Source organism: Pseudomonas sp. MF09156 (assembly GCF_059862305.1).
In genome coordinates this window covers 406,859-423,935 of the sequence record NZ_JCBCUR010000002.1, presented here as the reverse complement: position 1 = coordinate 423,935, position 17,077 = coordinate 406,859, and the positions used below count along the sequence as shown (strand labels likewise).

At 60.6% G+C, this 17,077-nt stretch carries 17 protein-coding genes; 4 read left to right on the top strand and 13 right to left on the bottom strand.

The window, feature by feature from the left end; all coding sequences use genetic code 11:
* Positions 1-90: 90 nt before the first annotated feature.
* Positions 91-996, bottom strand: a complete 906-nt coding sequence (locus tag AC19YY_RS07740; RefSeq protein ID WP_076963658.1) for an AraC family transcriptional regulator — start codon at positions 994-996, stop codon at positions 91-93.
* A 99-nt stretch (positions 997-1,095) separates the two neighbouring features.
* On the opposite strand from AC19YY_RS07740, the gene AC19YY_RS07735 reads away from it, so the two are divergent.
* Positions 1,096-1,488: a carboxymuconolactone decarboxylase family protein gene (locus AC19YY_RS07735; RefSeq protein ID WP_432754756.1), complete on the top strand. Its 393-nt coding sequence runs from the start codon at positions 1,096-1,098 to the stop codon at positions 1,486-1,488.
* On the opposite strand, the gene AC19YY_RS07730 is transcribed toward AC19YY_RS07735, so the two are convergent.
* Positions 1,427-2,392, bottom strand: coding sequence for a GlxA family transcriptional regulator (locus AC19YY_RS07730; protein ID WP_432754757.1), 966 nt, complete (start codon positions 2,390-2,392; stop codon positions 1,427-1,429). The genes AC19YY_RS07735 and AC19YY_RS07730 overlap by 62 nt on opposite strands.
* Before the next feature lie 273 nt (positions 2,393-2,665).
* Between AC19YY_RS07730 and AC19YY_RS07725 the strand changes: the two genes are divergently transcribed.
* Positions 2,666-3,307 carry an HD domain-containing protein gene (locus tag AC19YY_RS07725; protein ID WP_500604027.1) on the top strand — a complete coding sequence of 214 codons (642 nt, stop codon included), beginning with the start codon at positions 2,666-2,668 and terminating at the stop codon, positions 3,305-3,307.
* Positions 3,308-3,437: 130 nt separating this feature from the next.
* Here the strand turns inward: AC19YY_RS07725 and AC19YY_RS07720 are convergent, their stop codons facing one another.
* The 8 genes from AC19YY_RS07720 to AC19YY_RS07685 all read right to left on the bottom strand — a co-directional run bounded on the left by AC19YY_RS07720 (position 3,438) and on the right by AC19YY_RS07685 (position 12,680).
* Positions 3,438-4,322 carry an ABC transporter permease subunit gene (locus AC19YY_RS07720; protein ID WP_057440425.1) on the bottom strand — a complete coding sequence of 295 codons (885 nt, stop codon included), beginning with the start codon at positions 4,320-4,322 and terminating at the stop codon, positions 3,438-3,440.
* Positions 4,319-5,239 (bottom strand): ABC transporter permease subunit, encoded by a 921-nt coding sequence (locus AC19YY_RS07715; RefSeq protein WP_029289447.1) that lies wholly within the window; start codon positions 5,237-5,239, stop codon positions 4,319-4,321. Before AC19YY_RS07715 ends, AC19YY_RS07720 begins: the two co-directional genes overlap by 4 nt.
* Positions 5,236-6,378, bottom strand: coding sequence for an ABC transporter ATP-binding protein (locus AC19YY_RS07710; protein ID WP_029289449.1), 1,143 nt, complete (start codon positions 6,376-6,378; stop codon positions 5,236-5,238). Before AC19YY_RS07710 ends, AC19YY_RS07715 begins: the two co-directional genes overlap by 4 nt.
* A gap of 67 nt (positions 6,379-6,445) precedes the next feature.
* Positions 6,446-7,540 carry a polyamine ABC transporter substrate-binding protein gene (locus AC19YY_RS07705; protein ID WP_500604026.1) on the bottom strand — a complete coding sequence of 365 codons (1,095 nt, stop codon included), beginning with the start codon at positions 7,538-7,540 and terminating at the stop codon, positions 6,446-6,448.
* Between the two features lie 241 nt (positions 7,541-7,781).
* A complete protein-coding gene (locus AC19YY_RS07700) occupies positions 7,782-8,879 on the bottom strand; it encodes a polyamine ABC transporter substrate-binding protein (protein ID WP_038448089.1) in 1,098 nt (365 codons plus the stop codon).
* Positions 8,880-9,073: 194 nt separating this feature from the next.
* Positions 9,074-10,438: an aspartate aminotransferase family protein gene (locus AC19YY_RS07695; protein ID WP_500604025.1), complete on the bottom strand. Its 1,365-nt coding sequence runs from the start codon at positions 10,436-10,438 to the stop codon at positions 9,074-9,076.
* 55 nt (positions 10,439-10,493) lie between these two features.
* Complete coding sequence (locus AC19YY_RS07690; protein ID WP_169954985.1) at positions 10,494-11,852, bottom strand: glutamine synthetase family protein; 1,359 nt, start codon at positions 11,850-11,852, stop codon at positions 10,494-10,496.
* Between the two features lie 39 nt (positions 11,853-11,891).
* Positions 11,892-12,680, bottom strand: coding sequence for a gamma-glutamyl-gamma-aminobutyrate hydrolase family protein (locus tag AC19YY_RS07685; protein WP_169954986.1), 789 nt, complete (start codon positions 12,678-12,680; stop codon positions 11,892-11,894).
* A gap of 278 nt (positions 12,681-12,958) precedes the next feature.
* Between AC19YY_RS07685 and AC19YY_RS07680 the strand changes: the two genes are divergently transcribed.
* Together AC19YY_RS07680 and AC19YY_RS07675 are read left to right on the top strand one after the other, a co-directional pair.
* Positions 12,959-14,335 carry a glutamine synthetase family protein gene (locus tag AC19YY_RS07680; protein WP_057440427.1) on the top strand — a complete coding sequence of 459 codons (1,377 nt, stop codon included), beginning with the start codon at positions 12,959-12,961 and terminating at the stop codon, positions 14,333-14,335.
* Between the two features lie 163 nt (positions 14,336-14,498).
* Positions 14,499-15,125 (top strand): TetR/AcrR family transcriptional regulator, encoded by a 627-nt coding sequence (locus AC19YY_RS07675; RefSeq protein WP_169954987.1) that lies wholly within the window; start codon positions 14,499-14,501, stop codon positions 15,123-15,125.
* Positions 15,126-15,238: 113 nt separating this feature from the next.
* On the opposite strand, the gene AC19YY_RS07670 is transcribed toward AC19YY_RS07675, so the two are convergent.
* The 3 genes from AC19YY_RS07670 to ssuC are packed head-to-tail and all read right to left on the bottom strand — an operon-like array spanning position 15,239 to position 17,073.
* Complete coding sequence (locus AC19YY_RS07670; protein WP_003213899.1) at positions 15,239-15,454, bottom strand: TOBE domain-containing protein; 216 nt, start codon at positions 15,452-15,454, stop codon at positions 15,239-15,241.
* Positions 15,455-15,481: 27 nt separating this feature from the next.
* Positions 15,482-16,288, bottom strand: coding sequence for an aliphatic sulfonates ABC transporter ATP-binding protein (gene ssuB / locus AC19YY_RS07665; RefSeq protein WP_169954988.1), 807 nt, complete (start codon positions 16,286-16,288; stop codon positions 15,482-15,484).
* Positions 16,285-17,073, bottom strand: coding sequence for an aliphatic sulfonate ABC transporter permease SsuC (ssuC, locus tag AC19YY_RS07660; protein ID WP_169954989.1), 789 nt, complete (start codon positions 17,071-17,073; stop codon positions 16,285-16,287). The genes ssuB and ssuC overlap by 4 nt, the downstream gene beginning before the upstream one ends.
* Between the last annotated feature and the right edge of the window lie 4 nt (positions 17,074-17,077).

The following is a 17,077-nucleotide window of genomic DNA, read 5'->3' as shown; positions in this document are numbered from 1 at the left end:
GGGAGCGGGCTTGCTCGCGATGGCTGAGTGTCAGTCGATACATTAGTTGACTGATACACCGCCATCGCGGGCAAGCCCGCTCCCACAGTTTTAATCTGCGTTGCGCATTCGACCGGGCGCTTGGCCATATGCCTCCTTGAATTTCTTGCTGAACGCCGCCTGGGACTGGTAACCCACCCGGGCCGCAATATCCGTCAGGCTCAGCCGTGACTGCTGCAGCAGATTGAACGCCAGCTCCATGCGCAACTGGGTCAGCAGCACCCACGGCGACACGCCGGCCACTTTGACAAATGCGCGCATGAACGTGGCCCGGGACATCGATGCAGCCCCCGCCAGGCTGTCGATGGTCCAGTCATGCCCGGGCTCGGCCAGCATCGCCTGCCAGGCGCGGCCCAGGCGTTTGTCGGTGAGCAAGGCAAAGGTGCCGGCCAGCGGCGCCTGTTGCGCCAACCAGGTGCGCACCAGCAAGGTGAACAGCGCCACCGACAGGGCATCAATAAACGACCGCGCGCCCAGCCGCTCACCGTCAGCCTCACTGCGCATCAGCGCAATCAGTGCCGCCAGTTGCCCATCGGCCGGCCATTGTCGGCTGGACACCACCAGGTACTCGGGCAAGGCCGCAAACAGCAACGACTGGCGGTTGTAGTGAAAGGCGCCACAGAGCATCTCCACCTCCGGCTGATCACCGCCCAAGCGATGCACCTTCAGTACCCCGCTGTCGATCACCGTGGGCAGCCTCGGCGGGGTCTGCGCGCCCTGGCTGCGCAGCAGATGGGTCGCACCACCGGGCATCAACAGGATATCGCCTTCTGCCAGCGTCACCTGCTGCCCACCCGAAAGCTCGGCGTGGCAGGTCCCCCGCACGACAATATGATACGGCGCCACCCCCAGCGATTCGGGCGCATGGTCCAGGGCCCAGTCGCCCTGGAACTGGCAGCGCACGTCAAGGCGGCCGCGCAGGTTGGCCAATGTGATCAGCGTGTCGATAGCGTTCATTTGCGAATATCGGTCAAAAAGATGAGCGGATCGAACAATACCGCCAAATCCGAACGGCACACACTGGCTTCACACCCAACCCGTTCAGGAGTCAACGCAATGTTCAATAACTGGCCCGACTTGCTGCCCACCGTGAAGAACGCCTTTGGCGCACTGGGCAAGAGCAACCCGAAGATGGTCAAAGCCTACATGGCGCTGGGCGAGGCTGCCGAGGAAAACAACGTCCTGGATGCCAAGACCCGCGAACTGATCGCGATTGCCGTGGCCATCACCACCCGCTGCGACGGCTGCATCGGCGTGCATGCCGACGCCGCGATCAAGGCCGGCGCCACCCGCGAAGAAATCGCCGCGACGCTTGCCACCGCGATCTCGTTGAATGCCGGCGCCGCCTACATCTACTCGCTGCGCGCACTGGAAGCCTACGACACACTCAAACCAGCGCCGCAAAGTTCAGCCGAAACTGCTGCGGCGTCACCCCCAGCCGGCGCTTGAACACACTGCGCAGGTGCTGGGCGTCGCGAAACCCGCATTGGTAGGCCACGGTCTTCAGCGGTGCGGTGCTGCTTTCGAGCATCACCCGCGCCGCATCCACCCGCGCGCGCTCGACAAACTCTGCCGGGGTGATCCGCGCTTCGCGGGCAAACACCCGCGAAAAGTTGCGCGCACTCATATTGGCCGCGCGGGCCAGGTCGGCGATGCCCAGGTCACCCGTCAGGTTCGCCAGCACGTACAACTGCACTTGCGCCACCGCCGAGGTGGCTTCGGCGTGGGGCGTGAGAAACGGGCTGAACTGCGATTGCCCGCCGCTGCGCTGGGTAAACACCACCAGGCGCTTGGCCACGCTCAAGGCCACTTCCGGCCCGTGGTCCTGGGCCAACAGGTACAGCGACAGGTCGATGCCCGCCGTGACCCCGGCCGAGGTGTAGAGGTTGGCGTCCTGCACGTAGAGGCGGTCGGCGTCGACCTGGGTCGAGGGGCACAGGCGCGCCAGATCAGCCGCATCGCTCCAGTGGGTGGTGACGGTTTTGCCATCCAGCAATCCGGCCCGGGCCAGCATGAAGGCGCCATTACAGATCGAACCGAAGCGCCGGGCCCTGGCGCTGGCGTCACGCAGCCATTGATGGAACGGCGCGCCGAAATCTTCGAAGGGCAACTGCGGGCCGCCGGCGACCAACAACAGGTCATAGGCTTGCAGCGCATTGCTGTAATGGATATGAGCCTGCAAGGACAGACCGTTGGAACAGGCGATCTGGCCCTGGACCTGGCCGATGACTTCGAGCCGGTAATGATCCGCAGGCGCCAGGAAGCGATTGGCCTCGCAGAACACATCCATGGGGCCGGTCACGTCCAGCGACTGGACGCCGGGGAAGATCAGGATCGCGACGGTCTTGTGCATGGGTAAACCTTCCTCTGGACTGTCGCAAAACCCCTGTGGGAGCTGGCTTGTCGGATCGCCGCATCGCTGCGATGGCATCACCTGGGTATACCTGATGTACCGAGGCGATGCTATCGCAGGCAAGCCAGCTCCCACATTGGATCGTGTACAACCATGGCGCGATATGAAGGCACATTGGCCGGGATCGCGCCCCTGCGGCGGTGGTTGCCTGGCAGCTGGGCGACCAGACTGGACTGATCAGCGCCAACCGGCGCTTTATTGAGGATCATGACCATGAGCACCACCATCGCCGGCATCAAAATCCCCGACAGTGCCCTGGCCAAGGCTACCACCGAATACATCCGCGACATTGAATCCGACCTGCTCTACCACCACTCCCGCCGGGTGTTCCTGTTTGGCGCCTTGAGCGGCGAGCGCCAGCAATTGGCCTACAACCCGGAGCTGCTGTACGTCGGCGCAATGTTCCATGACTTGGGCCTGGTGGCCGGCCACCGCAGCGATGATGAGCGTTTTGAAGTGGACGGCGCCAACGCTGCTGCCGCCTTCCTGAAGCCTTATGGCTTGAGCGACGACGATATCGAGCAGGTGTGGCTGTCCATCGCCCTGCACACCACGCCGGGCGTGCCCAAGCACCTGCGCCCTACCGTCGCCCTGGTGACCGCTGGCGTGGAGATGGATGTGCTGGGCACGGACTACGCCGCGTTTACCCACGTGCAGCGCGAGGCGGTGGTGCATGCGCATCCACGGGGTGAAGGGTTCAAGGAGTGCATCATCTGCGCGTTTGCCGACGGGTTGCGCCATCGCCCGCAGACCACGTTTGGCAACGTGAAGACCGATGTGCTGGTGGATCAGGAGCCAGGGTTCAAGCCGATGAACTTTGTCGAGGTGATTCGCCAGTCGCCGTGGACGGCTTAATCAACTTGAAATGCAATTGAATGTGGGAGCTGGCTTGCCTGCGATAGCAGAGTGTCAGTCACATCTTCTGTGACTGACACTCTGCTATCGCAGGCAAGCCAGCTCCCACATTTTGAGCCTGTTCCGGCCGTTAGACCGGTGCGGGCGCGCGCCGTACATCCGGCTGTTTCCAGCCATCCGCCGCGGCTTCTTCGATCGCTTGCTGGATCGCCTTCTTGCGCCGCTCTTCGGCACGGCGGCTGAAGAACCACACCAAAAAGGTCACCAGCGACACCGCCAACAGAATCAGGCTGGCCACGGCGTTGATCTCGGGCTTGACCCCAAGGCGCACCGCCGAGAACACTTCCATCGGCAAGGTGGTCGAACCCGGGCCCGACACGAAGCTGGCCAGTACCAGGTCATCCAGGGACAACGCGAACGACATCATGCCGCCCGCCGCCAGCGAGGGTGCGATCATCGGGATGGTGATCAGGAAGAACACCTTCCACGGCCGCGCACCCAGGTCCATGGCCGCCTCTTCGATCGACAGGTCCAGCTCACGCAAGCGTGCCGACACCACCACCGCCACATACGCCGCACAGAACGTGGTGTGGGCGATCCAGATAGTGACGATGCCACGCTCCTGGGGCCAGCCGATCATCTGCGCCATGGCCACGAACAGCAGCAACAGCGACAGACCGGTGATCACTTCCGGCATCACCAGCGGCGCGGTCACCAGGCCGCCAAACAGCGTGCGGCCCTTGAACTGGCTGATACGGGTCAGCACGAACGCTGCCAACGTACCCAGCGCCACCGCGGCCACCGCCGTGTAGCAGGCGATTTCCAGGGAGCGCGCCACCGAGCCCATCAACTGGGTGTTGTCCAACAGGCCCACGTACCACTTGATCGACCAGCCGCCCCACACCGTCACCAGTTTCGATTCGTTGAACGAATAGATCACCAGGATCAGCATCGGCAGGTAGATGAACAGCAGCCCTACGACCAGCATGAAGCTGGAGAAACTGAAGCGCTTCATACCTTGCCCTCCATCTCTTTGGCTTGGCTGCGGTTAAACAGAATGATCGGCACGATCAGGATCGCCAGCATCACCACCGCCAGCGCAGAGGCCACCGGCCAGTCGCGGTTGTTGAAGAATTCTTGCCACAACACTTTACCGATCATCAGGGTTTCCGGGCCGCCCAGCAGTTCCGGGATCACGAACTCGCCCACCACCGGGATGAATACCAGCATGCAGCCGGCAATGATGCCGTTCTTGGACAGCGGCACGGTGATTTTCCAGAAGCTGTTGAAGGTGCTCGAACCCAGGTCCGACGCGGCTTCCAGCAGGCTCTGGTCATGTTTGACCAGGTTGGCATACAGCGGCAGGATCATGAACGGCAGGTACGAATAGACCACGCCGATATACACCGCGATATTGGTGTTGAGGATCTGCAACGGCTCGTTGATCAGGCCCATGGACATCAGGAAGCCATTGAGCAAGCCGTTGTTGCTAAGGATGCCCATCCACGCATACACGCGGATCAGGATCGCGGTCCAGGTCGGCATCATGATCAGCAGCACCAGCACGGTCTGCATCTCTTTGCGCGCACTGGCGATGGCGTAGGCCATCGGGTAGCCGATCAGCAGGCACAAGGCCGTGCTGAAAAACGCCATCTTCAGCGAGCCCAGGTAGGCGGCGATGTACAGTTCGTCGCCGGCCAGCAGGCTGTAGTTGGCCAGGTTGAGCACCACCTCCAACTTCTGCTCGATGTAGGTGTAGATCTCGGTGTAGGGCGGGATCGCCACGTCGGCTTCGGCAAAGCTGATCTTCAGGACGATGAAGAACGGCAGCATGAAGAACAGGAACAGCCACAGGAATGGAATCCCGATGACCACCTGCTTGCCGCTGGGAATTATTCGGTGCAATCGCCGTTTGAATTTCTTCATGTTCATGAGCGAAGTACCACGCCGCTGTCGTCTTCCCACCATACGTAGACCTGGTCACCCCAGGTCGGCCGCGCGCCACGGCGTTCGGCGTTGGCGACGAAGGACTGCACCAGCTTGCCGCTCGGCAGCTCGACGTAGAACACCGAGTGGCCGCCCAGGTAGGCGATGTCATGCACCTTGCCGCTGGACCAGTTGTGCTCGCAGGTCGGCATTTCGGTGGTGACCAGCAGCTTTTCCGGGCGGATGGCGTAGGTCACCGACTTGTCTTCCACCGACGTGGCGATGCCATAACCCACGTAGATATCGCGGTCCAGGTCGGCGCACTTGAGTACCGCGTGGCCTTCGGCGTCATCCACCACCACGGTGTCGAAGATGTTGACGTTGCCGATGAACTCGCACACCAGGCGGCTGGTGGGGGTTTCGTAGATATCGATCGGGCTGCCGATCTGCGCGATCCAGCCCAGGTGCATGATCGCGATGCGCTCGGCCATGGTCATGGCCTCTTCCTGGTCGTGGGTCACCATCACGCAGGTCACGCCGACGCGCTCGATGATTTCGACGAGTTCAAGCTGCATCTGCGAGCGCAGCTTCTTGTCCAGCGCGCCCATTGGCTCATCGAGCAGCAGCAGTTTCGGGCGCTTGGCCAGGGACCGGGCCAGGGCCACCCGCTGACGCTGGCCGCCAGACAACTGGTGCGGCTTGCGCTTGGCGTACTGGCTCATCTGTACCAGCTTGAGCATCTCGGCCACGCGGGCCTCGACTTCGGCCTTGGGGATCTTGTCCTGTTGCAGGCCGAAGGCGATGTTCTGCGCCACGGTCATGTGTGGGAACAAGGCGTAGGACTGGAACATCATGTTGATCGGCCGCTCGTAGGGCGGCATGTCGGTGATATCCACACCGTCGAGGAAAATCCGCCCTTCGGTCGGTCGCTCGAAACCTGCGAGCATGCGCAGCAAGGTGGACTTGCCCGAACCAGAACCGCCGAGCAAGGCGAAGATCTCGCCTTTCTTGATTTCCAGGGACACATCGTCCACGGCAATCGTCTCGTCGAACTTCTTCGTGACCCGGTCGATTTTGACCAACACCTTTTTCGGTGTCTGGTCGCCCTCGAGGGCTTTCTTATAGGCGCCGGAGGCAACTGCCATTTACGAAACTCCCAGAAAAAAAGAGTGCAGAACGTCCAATACGGACGAACCTTAGATAGTGTGAGCCTTACTTGCCCGTCTTGACCTTGGTCCAACTACGGGTCATCAAGCGTTGCACTTTCGGGGGTAGCTCGAAGTTGACAAACGTCCGGTCGAGAACCGCCTGCGGTGGATAAACCGCTTCGTCGGTGCGTATCGATTGCTCCATCAGCGTGTCCGCCCCTGGGTTAGGGTTGGCGTAGCCGACGTAATCACTGACCTGAGCGATCACTTCAGGTTGCAGTAAATAGTTGATGAAGGCGTGGGCCTCCTTGACGTTGGTCGCGTCCTTGGGGATCGCCAGCACGTCAAACCACAGGTTGCCGCCTTCTTTCGGAATCGCGTAGGCGATGTTCACGCCCTTGCCTGCCTCGGCCGCCCGGGCCTTGGCCTGGAACACATCGCCGGAGAAGCCGGCAGCCACGCAGATATTGCCGTTGGCCAGGTCCGAGATGTATTTGGATGAGTGGAAGTAGGTCACGTAGGGACGTACTTTCAGGAGTTTTTCCTCGGCCTTTTTATAGTCGGCCGGGTTGGTGCTATTAGGGTCCAGGCCCATGTAGTTGAGCACCGCCGGTAGCATTTCATCGGCCGAGTCCATGAAGGACACGCCGCAACTGGCCAGCTTCTTCATGTTTTCCGGCTCGAACAGCACGGCCCAGGAGTCGATCTTGTCGACACCCAGCACTTCCTTCACTTTGTCGACGTTGTAGCCAATGCCGTTGGTGCCCCACAGGTAAGGCACCGCGTATTGGTTACCCGGGTCGTTCTTTTCCAGGCGCTTGAGCAGCGCCGGGTCGAGGTTGGCGTAGTTGCTCAACTGCGCCTTGTCGATTTTCTGGAACGCGCCCGCCTTGATCTGCTTGCCCAGGAAGTGGTTGGACGGCACCACCACGTCATACCCGGTGCGCCCGGCCAGCAACTTGCCTTCCAGGGTTTCGTTGGAATCGAACACGTCATAGACCGGCTTGATGCCGGTGGCCTTTTCAAAGTTGGCCAGGGTGTCGGGGCCGATGTAGTCCGACCAGTTATAAATATGCACAGTCGAAGCCGCCTGCACGCTGACTGCCAACGTGAGGCCCGCCCCTACCAGCAAGGCTTTGCGAAATAAAGAAATTGGCAAGTGGAGGTCCTCTTAAATAGTTGGGCCCAAAGTTGTTGCCCGACAACAAAACCGGCGCGCAACTTACCCTCGATAAACCGATCCGGCAAAACTTTCTGTCATTTAATTTGTGAGAGCGGGCTTGTGTGGGAGCGGGCTTGCTCGCGAAGGCGGCGTGTCAGCCTGCATATGTCTCTACTGACACGCCGCTTTCGCGAGCAAGCCCGCTCCCACCCAAACCCTCTCCCACACTTATCAAGGCTTATTTACCCGACTTGATCTTGGTCCAGCTGCGTGTCAGCAGGCGCTGGGTAGCGGCCGGCAGATCGCTGATTGCATACAGCTTGGCTTTCACTGCATCCGAGGGATAGATGCTCGGGTCACCCGAGATATCCTTGTTCACCAGCGGCGTAGCGGCCTTGTTACCGTTCGGGAAACGTACGCTGTTGGTGATGGCCGCCATGACTTCAGGCTTGAGCAGGTAGTTCATGAACTGGTAGGCGGCGTCCAGGTTCTCGGCATCTTTAGGGATGGCGACCATGTCGTAGAAACTGCCTGCACCTTCTTTCGGAATGGCGTAGGAAACCTTGACCTTGCCACCGGCTTCAGCCGCGCGGGACTTGGATTGTTCCAGGTCGCCCGAGTAACCCACGGCCACGCAGATGTTGCCGTTGGCCAGGTCCGAGATGTACTTGGAGGAATGGAAGTAGCCTATCGAAGGACGGATCTTGAGGAACAGTGCCTCGGCTTCAGCCAGTTGCTTCTTGTCCTGGCTGTCGGTCGGGTAGCCCAGGTAGTGCAGGGCCACCGGGATCATTTCGGTTGGCGAATCGAGGAAGCTCACGCCACAGCTTTTGAGTTTTTCGATGTTCTCGGGCTTGAACAGCACATCCCACGAGTCGATCTTGTCCACGCCCAGCGCAGCCTTGACCTTGTCGGGGTTGTAGCCGATGCCGATGGTGCCCCACATGTACGGGAATGCGTGCAGGTTGCCTTTGTCGCTGGCGTCACCGACGGCCTTGAGCAGGTCGGTATCGAGGTTCTTCCAGTTAGGCAGCTTGGACTTGTCCAGCTCCTGGTACACACCGGCCTTGATCTGCTTGGCCAGGAAGTTGTTCGACGGCACAACCACGTCGTAGCCGGACTTGCCCGCCAGCAGCTTGGCCTCGAGGGTTTCGTTGCTGTCGAATACGTCGTACACCACTTTGATGCCAGACTCTTTCTCGAAGTTGGCGATGGTGTCCGGTGCAATATAGTCGGACCAGTTGTAGACATGCAGTACTTTACTGTCTGCCTGGGCCGCGCCCGCCATCACGCCCATCAGGGACAAGGCCAGGAGGGTCTTGCCAGCGTTCTTCAAACCTAATGCCTTCATTCGGTCATGCTCCAATTTTTCTTTTTTGGGCCACATTTTTCTACGTTTCATGGCCCGTCGAAGGGCAACAAAACAGGGCGACAGTCTGGCAAGTTCAGGGGCCGGCTTTCAACCAAAGCCCCGCATTTATCATTGCCCGAATGCAACAGCCGCTAGCCGCTGCATTCTGAGCCTAGCACTTAGCCCTGCAATGCCGCCAAAGTCAGATCCAGGCACTGGCGAGCCTTGGTCATCAGCTCGTCAATCTCGGCCTTGCTGATCACCAGCGGCGGCGAAATGATCATGGTGTCGCCCACGGCGCGCATGATCAGGCCATTTTCGAAACAGAAGGTGCGGCAGATCATGCCCACGCCCTTGCCTTCATAACGCTTGCGCGTGGCCTTGTCCTGTACCAGCTCGATCGCACCCAACATGCCGACACCACGTACTTCGCCCACCAGCGGATGATCCGCGAGCTCGCGTAGACGCTTTTGCAAATACGGTGCCGTTTCGTCATGGACGCGGCTGACAATTTTTTCATCGCGCATGATGCGGATGTTTTCCAGGGCCACCGCAGCAGCCACCGGGTGCCCGGAATAGGTGAAGCCGTGGTTGAAATCGCCGCCTTCGTTGAGCACTGCCACCACTTCGTCGCGCACGATCAGGCCGCCCATGGGGATGTAGCCCGAGGTCAGGCCCTTGGCGATGGTCATCATGTCCGGCTTGAGACCGTAGAAATCGCTACCGAACCACTCACCGGTGCGGCCAAAGCCACAGATCACTTCGTCGGCGACAAACAGGATGTCGTACTTGGCGAGGATTTCCTTGATGCGCGGCCAGTAGGTCTCTGGCGGCACGATCACACCGCCGGCGCCCTGGATCGGCTCGGCGATAAAGGCACCGACGTTGTCCACGCCGACTTCCAGAATCTTCTCTTCCAGTTGATTGGCGGCCCACACCCCGAACTCTTCAGGGCTCATGTCGCCGCCTTCGCCAAACCAGTACGGCTGGGCGATGTGCACGATGCCCGGGATCGGCAAGTCGCCCTGCTCGTGCATATAAGTCATGCCGCCCAGGCTGGCGCCGGCCACGGTGGAACCGTGGTAGCCATTCTTGCGGCTGATGATGGTCTTCTTGTTCGGCTGGCCCTTGATCGCCCAATAGTGGCGGACCATGCGCAACATGGTGTCGTTGCCTTCGGAGCCGGAGCCGGTGAAGAACACGTGGTTCATGCCGGCCGGGGCGATATCGGCGATCGCCTTGGCCAGTTCCAGCACTGGCGGGTGGGCGGTCTGGAAGAACAGGTTGTAGTAAGGCAGTTGTTTCATCTGCTTGGCGGCGGCGTCAGCCAGCTCATCGCGGCCATAACCGATGGCCACGCACCACAGGCCGGCCATGCCGTCGAGGATCTTGTTGCCTTCGCTGTCCCACAGATAAACGCCCTTGGCGTTGGTGATAATGCGCGGGCCTTTCTCTTTCAACTGCTTGAAGTCGCTGAACGGCGCCAGGTGATGATCGTTGCTCAGGGCTTGCCATTCACGGGTTTGCGGGTTGTTGCTGGACATACCAATCTCCAAAAAGTAGGTGAAGGTGCGACCCATCCTGGCCGCACCCGGCGCATCAGACGGCGAAGAGCAGGAATTCCCGCTCCCACGAACTGATCACGCGCTTGAAGTTTTCATGCTCGGCCCGCTTGACCGCGACGTAGCCAGTGATGAATTTTTGACCCAGGTATTTCTCGATGGTCTTGCTGTTTTCCATGCGCTCCAGCGCATCTTCGATAGTCAACGGCAGGCGCAGGTTGCGTCGCTCGTAACCACGACCGACCACCGGGGCGCTCGGGCTGATGCCTTCGACCATGCCGATATAGCCGCACAGCAGGCTGGCGGCGATGGCCAGGTACGGGTTGGCATCGGCGCCCGGCAGGCGGTTTTCCACGCGGCGGTTCTGCGGGCCGGCATCCGGCACGCGCAGGCCCACGGTGCGGTTCTCTTCGCCCCACTCCACGTTCACCGGCGCCGAGGTGTCGGGCAGGAAGCGGCGGAACGAGTTGACGTTAGGCGCAAACAGCGGCAACAGCTCGGGGATGAACTTCTGCAGGCCACCGATGTGGTGCAGGAACAGCTCGCTCTTGGAGCCGTCCTCATTGGAGAACACGTTCTTGCCGGTGGCGATATCAATGATGCTCTGGTGCAGGTGCATGGCACTGCCGGGCTCGCCGGTCATCGGCTTGGCCATGAAGGTGGCGGCCACGTCGTGCTTGAGCGCGGCTTCACGCATGGTGCGCTTGAACACCAGGATCTGGTCGGCCAGGGACAGGGCATCGCCGTGACGGAAATTGATTTCCATCTGCGCCGTGCCGTCCTCGTGGATCAGGGTGTCGAGGTCCAGCTCCTGCAGCTCGCACCAGTCGTAGACATCTTCGAACAGTGGGTCGAATTCGTTGGCCGCTTCTATAGAGAAGGACTGGCGACCGGTTTCCGGACGGCCAGAGCGGCCAATCGGCGGTTGCAGCGGGAAGTCCGGGTCTTCGCAGCGCTTGGTCAGGTAGAACTCCATCTCCGGCGCCACGATGGGCTGCCAGCCTTTGTCGGCATAGAGCTTGAGGACTTTCTTGAGCACGTTGCGCGGCGACAGCTCGATCGGGTTGCCTTGCTTGTCGTAGGTGTCGTGGATCACCTGGGCGGTGGGCTCGATGGCCCAGGGCACCAGGAACACAGCGTTTTGGTCCGGGCGGCAGATCATGTCGATGTCGGCCGGGTCGAGCAATTCGTAATAGATGTCGTCTTCGACATAGTCGCCGGTCACGGTCTGCAACAGAACGCTCTCGGGCAGGCGCATGCCTTTTTCGGCAATGAACTTGTTGGTCGGCGAGATCTTGCCCCGGGTGATCCCCGTGAGGTCGCCAATCATGCATTCGACTTCTGTGATCTTGTGGTCTTTCAACCAATCGGTGAGCTGGTCGAGGTTGTTACTCATAAATGCCTCTGGGCTGGGTTTCCTGACATCCATTAAAGGTCAGGCGTTGTTTGACGCGTGCGCGTCTCTTTGTTTCGCCCGCGTTCGGCAGGCATCGCCAAATGCCTGGAAGATCGCGAGGTAGTACGGGTTGGAGCTTACCTGCCATTCAGGGTGCCATTGCACTCCTAATGCAAAAGCGTCTGCAAAAGCCTTGCCCTGTTTGAGCGAAAAAGCCTCGACCAGGCCGTCCGGCGCGGTCGCCTCGACCTGCAGGCCCGGCGCCAGGCGGTCGACGCCCTGGCTGTGGATCGAGTTGACCTGGATCGTGTCCGGCAAGCCCAGGCCCGCCAATACCCCGCCCGGGGCAATCGCCACGGCGTGCGCCGGGCCGTACTGGACTTCCAGCGGCTGGGTATCGTCTTCGCGGTGATCGAGCATACCCGGCAACTCATGAACCTTCTGGTGCAGGCTGCCGCCCAGGGCCACGTTCATTTCCTGGAAGCCCCGGCAAATCCCCAGCACCGGCACCCCTGCGGCAATCGCGGCGCGAATCAGCGGCAGGGTGCTCTGGTCCCGTGCAGGATCATGGGCAGTCCCGGGCGCACTGGCCGGACCGTCGTAATGGAAGGGTTCGATATTGGAAGGTGAGCCGGTAAAGAGAATGCCATCCAGACCGTCAAGAATATTGGCCGGTTCGAACAGCTCCGCCAAGGACGGAATAATCAATGGCAGGCCCTTGGCAGCGACTGCCACGGCGCGGACGTATTTGTCGCCACTGATGTGATAAGCATGCAGACCAACCTGTTTGGAGCAGGCGGTGACGCCGATTAACGGCAGGCCAGACATGAAGCACCCCGGTATTATTGCTGTTATGGGTTTGAATCGAGCTTAGCCTTGTTCATTTTTTTACACAACACCCCCGTAAAAAATACAACACGGCCCGCTCAAGCCTGCTAGTCCCAAGCCGGTCAAACTGGCAAAACTGCCCAAAAAAGCCGCAAAAAAGCCCCCTTGGCGCTTTTTTAGGGCAAAAAAGGCCTCGCTTGACTTCGGCAAGCCGTTCGGGTTGACTGAAACCAGAAAAGATCAATGATTGATATTTTTAACAACAAAGGTGTTGCATCATGTCGGTACCCCCGCGTGCCGTTCAGCTTAACGAAGCGAACGCGTTCCTTAAGGATCATCCTGAGGTTCTGTACGTAGACCTTCTAATTGCGGATATGAATGGTGTGGTGCGCGGTAAGCGCATCGAACGCACCAGCCTCCACAAGGTTTACGAGAAAGGCATCAACTTGCCGGCCTCTTTATTTGCCCTGGATATCAATGGCTCGACGGTGGAAAGCACCGGCCTGGGTCTGGACATCGGTGATGCTGACCGAATCTGTTATCCAATCCCCGACACCCTGTGCAATGAACCCTGGCAAAAGCGCCCTACCGCGCAACTGCTGATGACCATGCACGAACTTGAAGGTGAACCTTTCTTCGCCGATCCGCGCGAAGTGCTCCGCCAAGTTGTAACCAAGTTTGACGATATGGGCCTGACCATCTGCGCCGCCTTCGAGCTTGAGTTCTACCTGATCGACCAGGAGAACGTGAACGGCCGGCCACAACCTCCCCGCTCGCCGATTTCCGGCAAACGCCCGCACTCGACACAGGTCTACCTGATCGACGACCTCGACGAATACGTCGACTGCCTCCAGGACATTCTGGAAGGTGCCAAAGAGCAAGGCATCCCGGCTGACGCCATCGTCAAGGAAAGTGCCCCGGCGCAGTTCGAAGTGAACCTGCACCACGTCGCCGATCCGATCAAGGCATGCGACTACGCGGTACTGCTCAAGCGTTTGATCAAGAACATTGCCTACGACCATGAGATGGATACCACCTTCATGGCCAAGCCTTACCCAGGCCAGGCCGGCAATGGGTTGCACGTGCATATTTCGATCCTGGACAAAGACGGCAAGAACATCTTTGCCAGCGAGGATCCCGAGCAGAACGCCGCATTGCGTCACGCGATCGGCGGTGTGCTGGAGACCCTGCCTGCACAAATGGCTTTCCTGTGCCCCAACGTCAACTCCTACCGTCGTTTCGGCGCACAGTTCTACGTGCCGAACTCGCCGTGCTGGGGCCTGGACAACCGCACCGTGGCGATTCGCGTACCGACCGGCTCGTCCGACGCCGTACGTATCGAACACCGTGTGGCCGGCGCCGATGCCAACCCTTACCTGCTGATGGCTTCGGTCCTGGCAGGCGTGCACCATGGCCTGACCAACAAGATCGAGCCTGGCGCACCGGTGGAAGGCAACAGCTACGAGCAGAACGAGCAAAGCCTGCCGAACAACCTGCGCGACGCCCTGCGCGAGTTGGACGACAGCGAGGTGATGGCGAAGTACATCGATCCGAAATACATCGATATCTTCGTCGCCTGTAAGGAAAGTGAGCTGGAGGAGTTCGAACACTCCATCTCCGACCTTGAATACAACTGGTATCTGCATACCGTGTAAGCGGTGGCTGCAATAAATGAACGCTGCAGGCTTATGGCCTGTGGCGTTTTTTTATGGCCGCCTGCGGCGGATCGCTGGCAAGCCAGCGCCTACAGCGATAGCGGTTTGGCAGACAACACACCTTCCTGCTCATACAATACCCGCTGCCCTGTAGGAGACATCCATGACCCGCCCCGCCGCCCCTCGCAAACCCCGCGCCCGCAGCCAGGCCCGGATCGACGCGATCCTCGACGCCGCCCGCACCTTGCTGGCCGCCGAAGGTGTGGCCAGCCTGTCGATCTACAGCGTGGCCGAACGGGCGCAGATTCCGCCGTCCTCGGTGTATCACTTTTTCGCCAGCGTACCGGCCTTGCTCGAAGCCCTGACGGCAGACGTGCACGCCGCCTTCCGCGCAGCGCTGCAAGCACCCATCGACCACGACCAACTGCACACTTGGCGCGACCTGTCGCGCCTGGTCGAGCTGCGCATGCTGGCGATCTACAGCAAGGACGCCGCCGCCCGCCAATTGATCCTCGCCCAGCACGGCCTCACCGAAGTGACCCAGGCCGACCGCCAGCACGACCTGGAGTTGGGGGACTTGATGCTGCAAGTGTTCAACCGCCACTTTGAGGTGCCGACGCTGCCGGCGGATGTGGACGTGTTTGCCCTGGCACTGGAACTGAGCGACCGCGTGTATGCGCGCTCGGTGCATCAGCATGGGCAGATCACCCCGCGCATGGCGGAGGAAGGGATGCGGGTATTCGATGCGTATGTGGGGCTTTATTTGCCGGTGTTTTTGCCTAAGCGATAAGTTTTACGGTGACTGGGCCGGTCTCTTCGCGAGCAAGCCCGCTCCCACATTCGACCGCATTCCCATGTTCGAATGTGGCAGTAGGCTTGCCTGCGATAGCGGCCTGAAGCCGATCACAGCTTGGCGATCGACACCTCGGTGGACTTTACAAACGCAATCACTTCACTGCCAATCACCAGCTCCAGCTCTTTGACCGAGCGGGTGGTGATCACTGACGTGACGATGCCGGACGCCGTCTGCACGTCGATTTCCGACAGTACGTCGCCTTCGACGATTTCCTTGATGGTGCCTTTGAACTGGTTACGCACGTTGATCGCTTTGATAGTCATGGTGTTATTCCTTAAGGGACAAGTGAGTTATTGCGCCCAACGCAATTGCGTAGGCAACGGTGAAACAGGTTCCGGCTCAGGCGGCGTGCCGGGCAGTGACAGCACACGGTTGAGCACTTCGGTTTCCAGGGCCGCCAGGCGATGGGAGCCGCGGACCCGCGGGCGTGGCAGTTCCACATGCAGGTCGAGGCCGATTTCGCCGTCCTCGATCAGGATCACGCGGTCGGCAATGGCCACGGCTTCGCTGACGTCATGGGTCACCAGCAACACGGTAAAACCATGCTTGCGCCACAGGTTTTCGATCAGTTGCTGCATCTCGATGCGGGTCAGGGCATCCAGCGCCCCCAAAGGTTCGTCCAGCAGCAACAGGCGCGGCTGGTGAATCAGGGCGCGGGCCAGGGCCACCCGTTGTTTCTGGCCACCGGACAACGCTGCCGGCCACTCATCGGCACGCTCGGCCAGGCCGACCGCTTCCAGCGCTTCAAGGGCCTGGGGCCGCCAGTTGCCTTTAAGGCCCAGGCCGACGTTATCGATGATCTTTTTCCAGGGCAGCAGGCGCGCTTCCTGAAACATCAGCCGCGTGTCTTCGAGCGCTTCGCTCAACGGTGCGGAGCCTGCAAGCAACTCGCCACTGGTGGCGCTATCAAGGCCGGCCAGCAAGCGCAGCAAGGTACTTTTGCCGCAGCCACTGCGCCCGACCACGGCGACGAACTGGCCCGCCGGAATGTGCAGATCGATCTCGCGCAGGACTTCCCGCGCGCCAAAGGCCTTGCGTAGCTTGCGCACCGCCAACGGGATACCCCGCAGCAGGCGTGGAGGTTGTTGAGCGGTCATGCCGCACCTCCTTTATGCACTTGATAGGCCGGATGCCAGCGCAGCCAGACCCGCTCCAGGCCCCGCGCCGCCAGGTCCGCCAGCTTGCCGAGCACCGCGTACAGCACGATCGCCAGCACTACAACGTCGGTTTGCAGGAACTCGCGGGCATTCATAGCCAGGTAGCCAATGCCGGAACTGGCCGAGATGGTTTCCGCAACGATCAGCGTCAGCCACATAAAGCCCAGGGCAAAGCGCACCCCCACCAGGATCGAGGGCAAGGCGCCGGGCAGGATCACCTGGCGAAACAGGCTCAAACCCGACAAACCGTAACTGCGAGCCATCTCCACCAGCGCCGGGTCGACGTTGCGGATGCCGTGATAGGTGTTGAGGTAGATCGGGAACAGCGTGCCAAGGGCCACCAGGAAAATCTTCGCCGTCTCATCGATGCCAAACCACAGGATCACCAGCGGGATCAACGCCAGGTGCGGCACGTTGCGAATCATCTGCACCGAGCTGTCCAGCAGGCGTTCGCCCCATTTCGACAGGCCGGTGATAAAGCCCAGGGCCAGGCCGATGCCGCCGCCGATCACAAAACCCAGGCCCGCGCGCCAGCCACTGATGGCCAGGTGGGTCCAGATTTCACCGCTGCTGACCAGATGTACCCCAGCCGCAATCACTGCGCTGGGGGCCGGCAGAATACGCGTCGACAACCAGCCCGCCGACACCGACAACTGCCACACCGCCAGCAACAGGACCGGCAGCGCCCACGGCGCCAGCCGATGCAGAATCCGTTGACTATTCATGACG

Excerpts from the sequence above, each read along its gene's own strand:
- AC19YY_RS07735 (WP_432754756.1), top strand. The coding sequence starts at position 1,096 with ATGTTCAATAACTGGCCCGACTTGCTGCCCACCGTGAAGAACGCCTTT.
- AC19YY_RS07725 (WP_500604027.1), top strand. The coding sequence starts at position 2,666 with ATGAGCACCACCATCGCCGGCATCAAAATCCCCGACAGTGCCCTGGCC.
- AC19YY_RS07740 (WP_076963658.1), bottom strand. The coding sequence starts at position 996 with ATGAACGCTATCGACACGCTGATCACATTGGCCAACCTGCGCGGCCGC.
- ssuB (WP_169954988.1), bottom strand. The coding sequence starts at position 16,288 with ATGACCGCTCAACAACCTCCACGCCTGCTGCGGGGTATCCCGTTGGCG.
- AC19YY_RS07710 (WP_029289449.1), bottom strand. The coding sequence starts at position 6,378 with ATGGCAGTTGCCTCCGGCGCCTATAAGAAAGCCCTCGAGGGCGACCAG.
- AC19YY_RS07670 (WP_003213899.1), bottom strand. The coding sequence starts at position 15,454 with ATGACTATCAAAGCGATCAACGTGCGTAACCAGTTCAAAGGCACCATC.
- AC19YY_RS07675 (WP_169954987.1), top strand. The coding sequence starts at position 14,499 with ATGACCCGCCCCGCCGCCCCTCGCAAACCCCGCGCCCGCAGCCAGGCC.
- AC19YY_RS07685 (WP_169954986.1), bottom strand. The coding sequence starts at position 12,680 with ATGTCTGGCCTGCCGTTAATCGGCGTCACCGCCTGCTCCAAACAGGTT.
- AC19YY_RS07715 (WP_029289447.1), bottom strand. The coding sequence starts at position 5,239 with ATGAACATGAAGAAATTCAAACGGCGATTGCACCGAATAATTCCCAGC.
- ssuC (WP_169954989.1), bottom strand. The coding sequence starts at position 17,073 with ATGAATAGTCAACGGATTCTGCATCGGCTGGCGCCGTGGGCGCTGCCG.
- AC19YY_RS07690 (WP_169954985.1), bottom strand. The coding sequence starts at position 11,852 with ATGAGTAACAACCTCGACCAGCTCACCGATTGGTTGAAAGACCACAAG.
- AC19YY_RS07680 (WP_057440427.1), top strand. The coding sequence starts at position 12,959 with ATGTCGGTACCCCCGCGTGCCGTTCAGCTTAACGAAGCGAACGCGTTC.
- AC19YY_RS07730 (WP_432754757.1), bottom strand. The coding sequence starts at position 2,392 with ATGCACAAGACCGTCGCGATCCTGATCTTCCCCGGCGTCCAGTCGCTG.
- AC19YY_RS07695 (WP_500604025.1), bottom strand. The coding sequence starts at position 10,438 with ATGTCCAGCAACAACCCGCAAACCCGTGAATGGCAAGCCCTGAGCAAC.
- AC19YY_RS07720 (WP_057440425.1), bottom strand. The coding sequence starts at position 4,322 with ATGAAGCGCTTCAGTTTCTCCAGCTTCATGCTGGTCGTAGGGCTGCTG.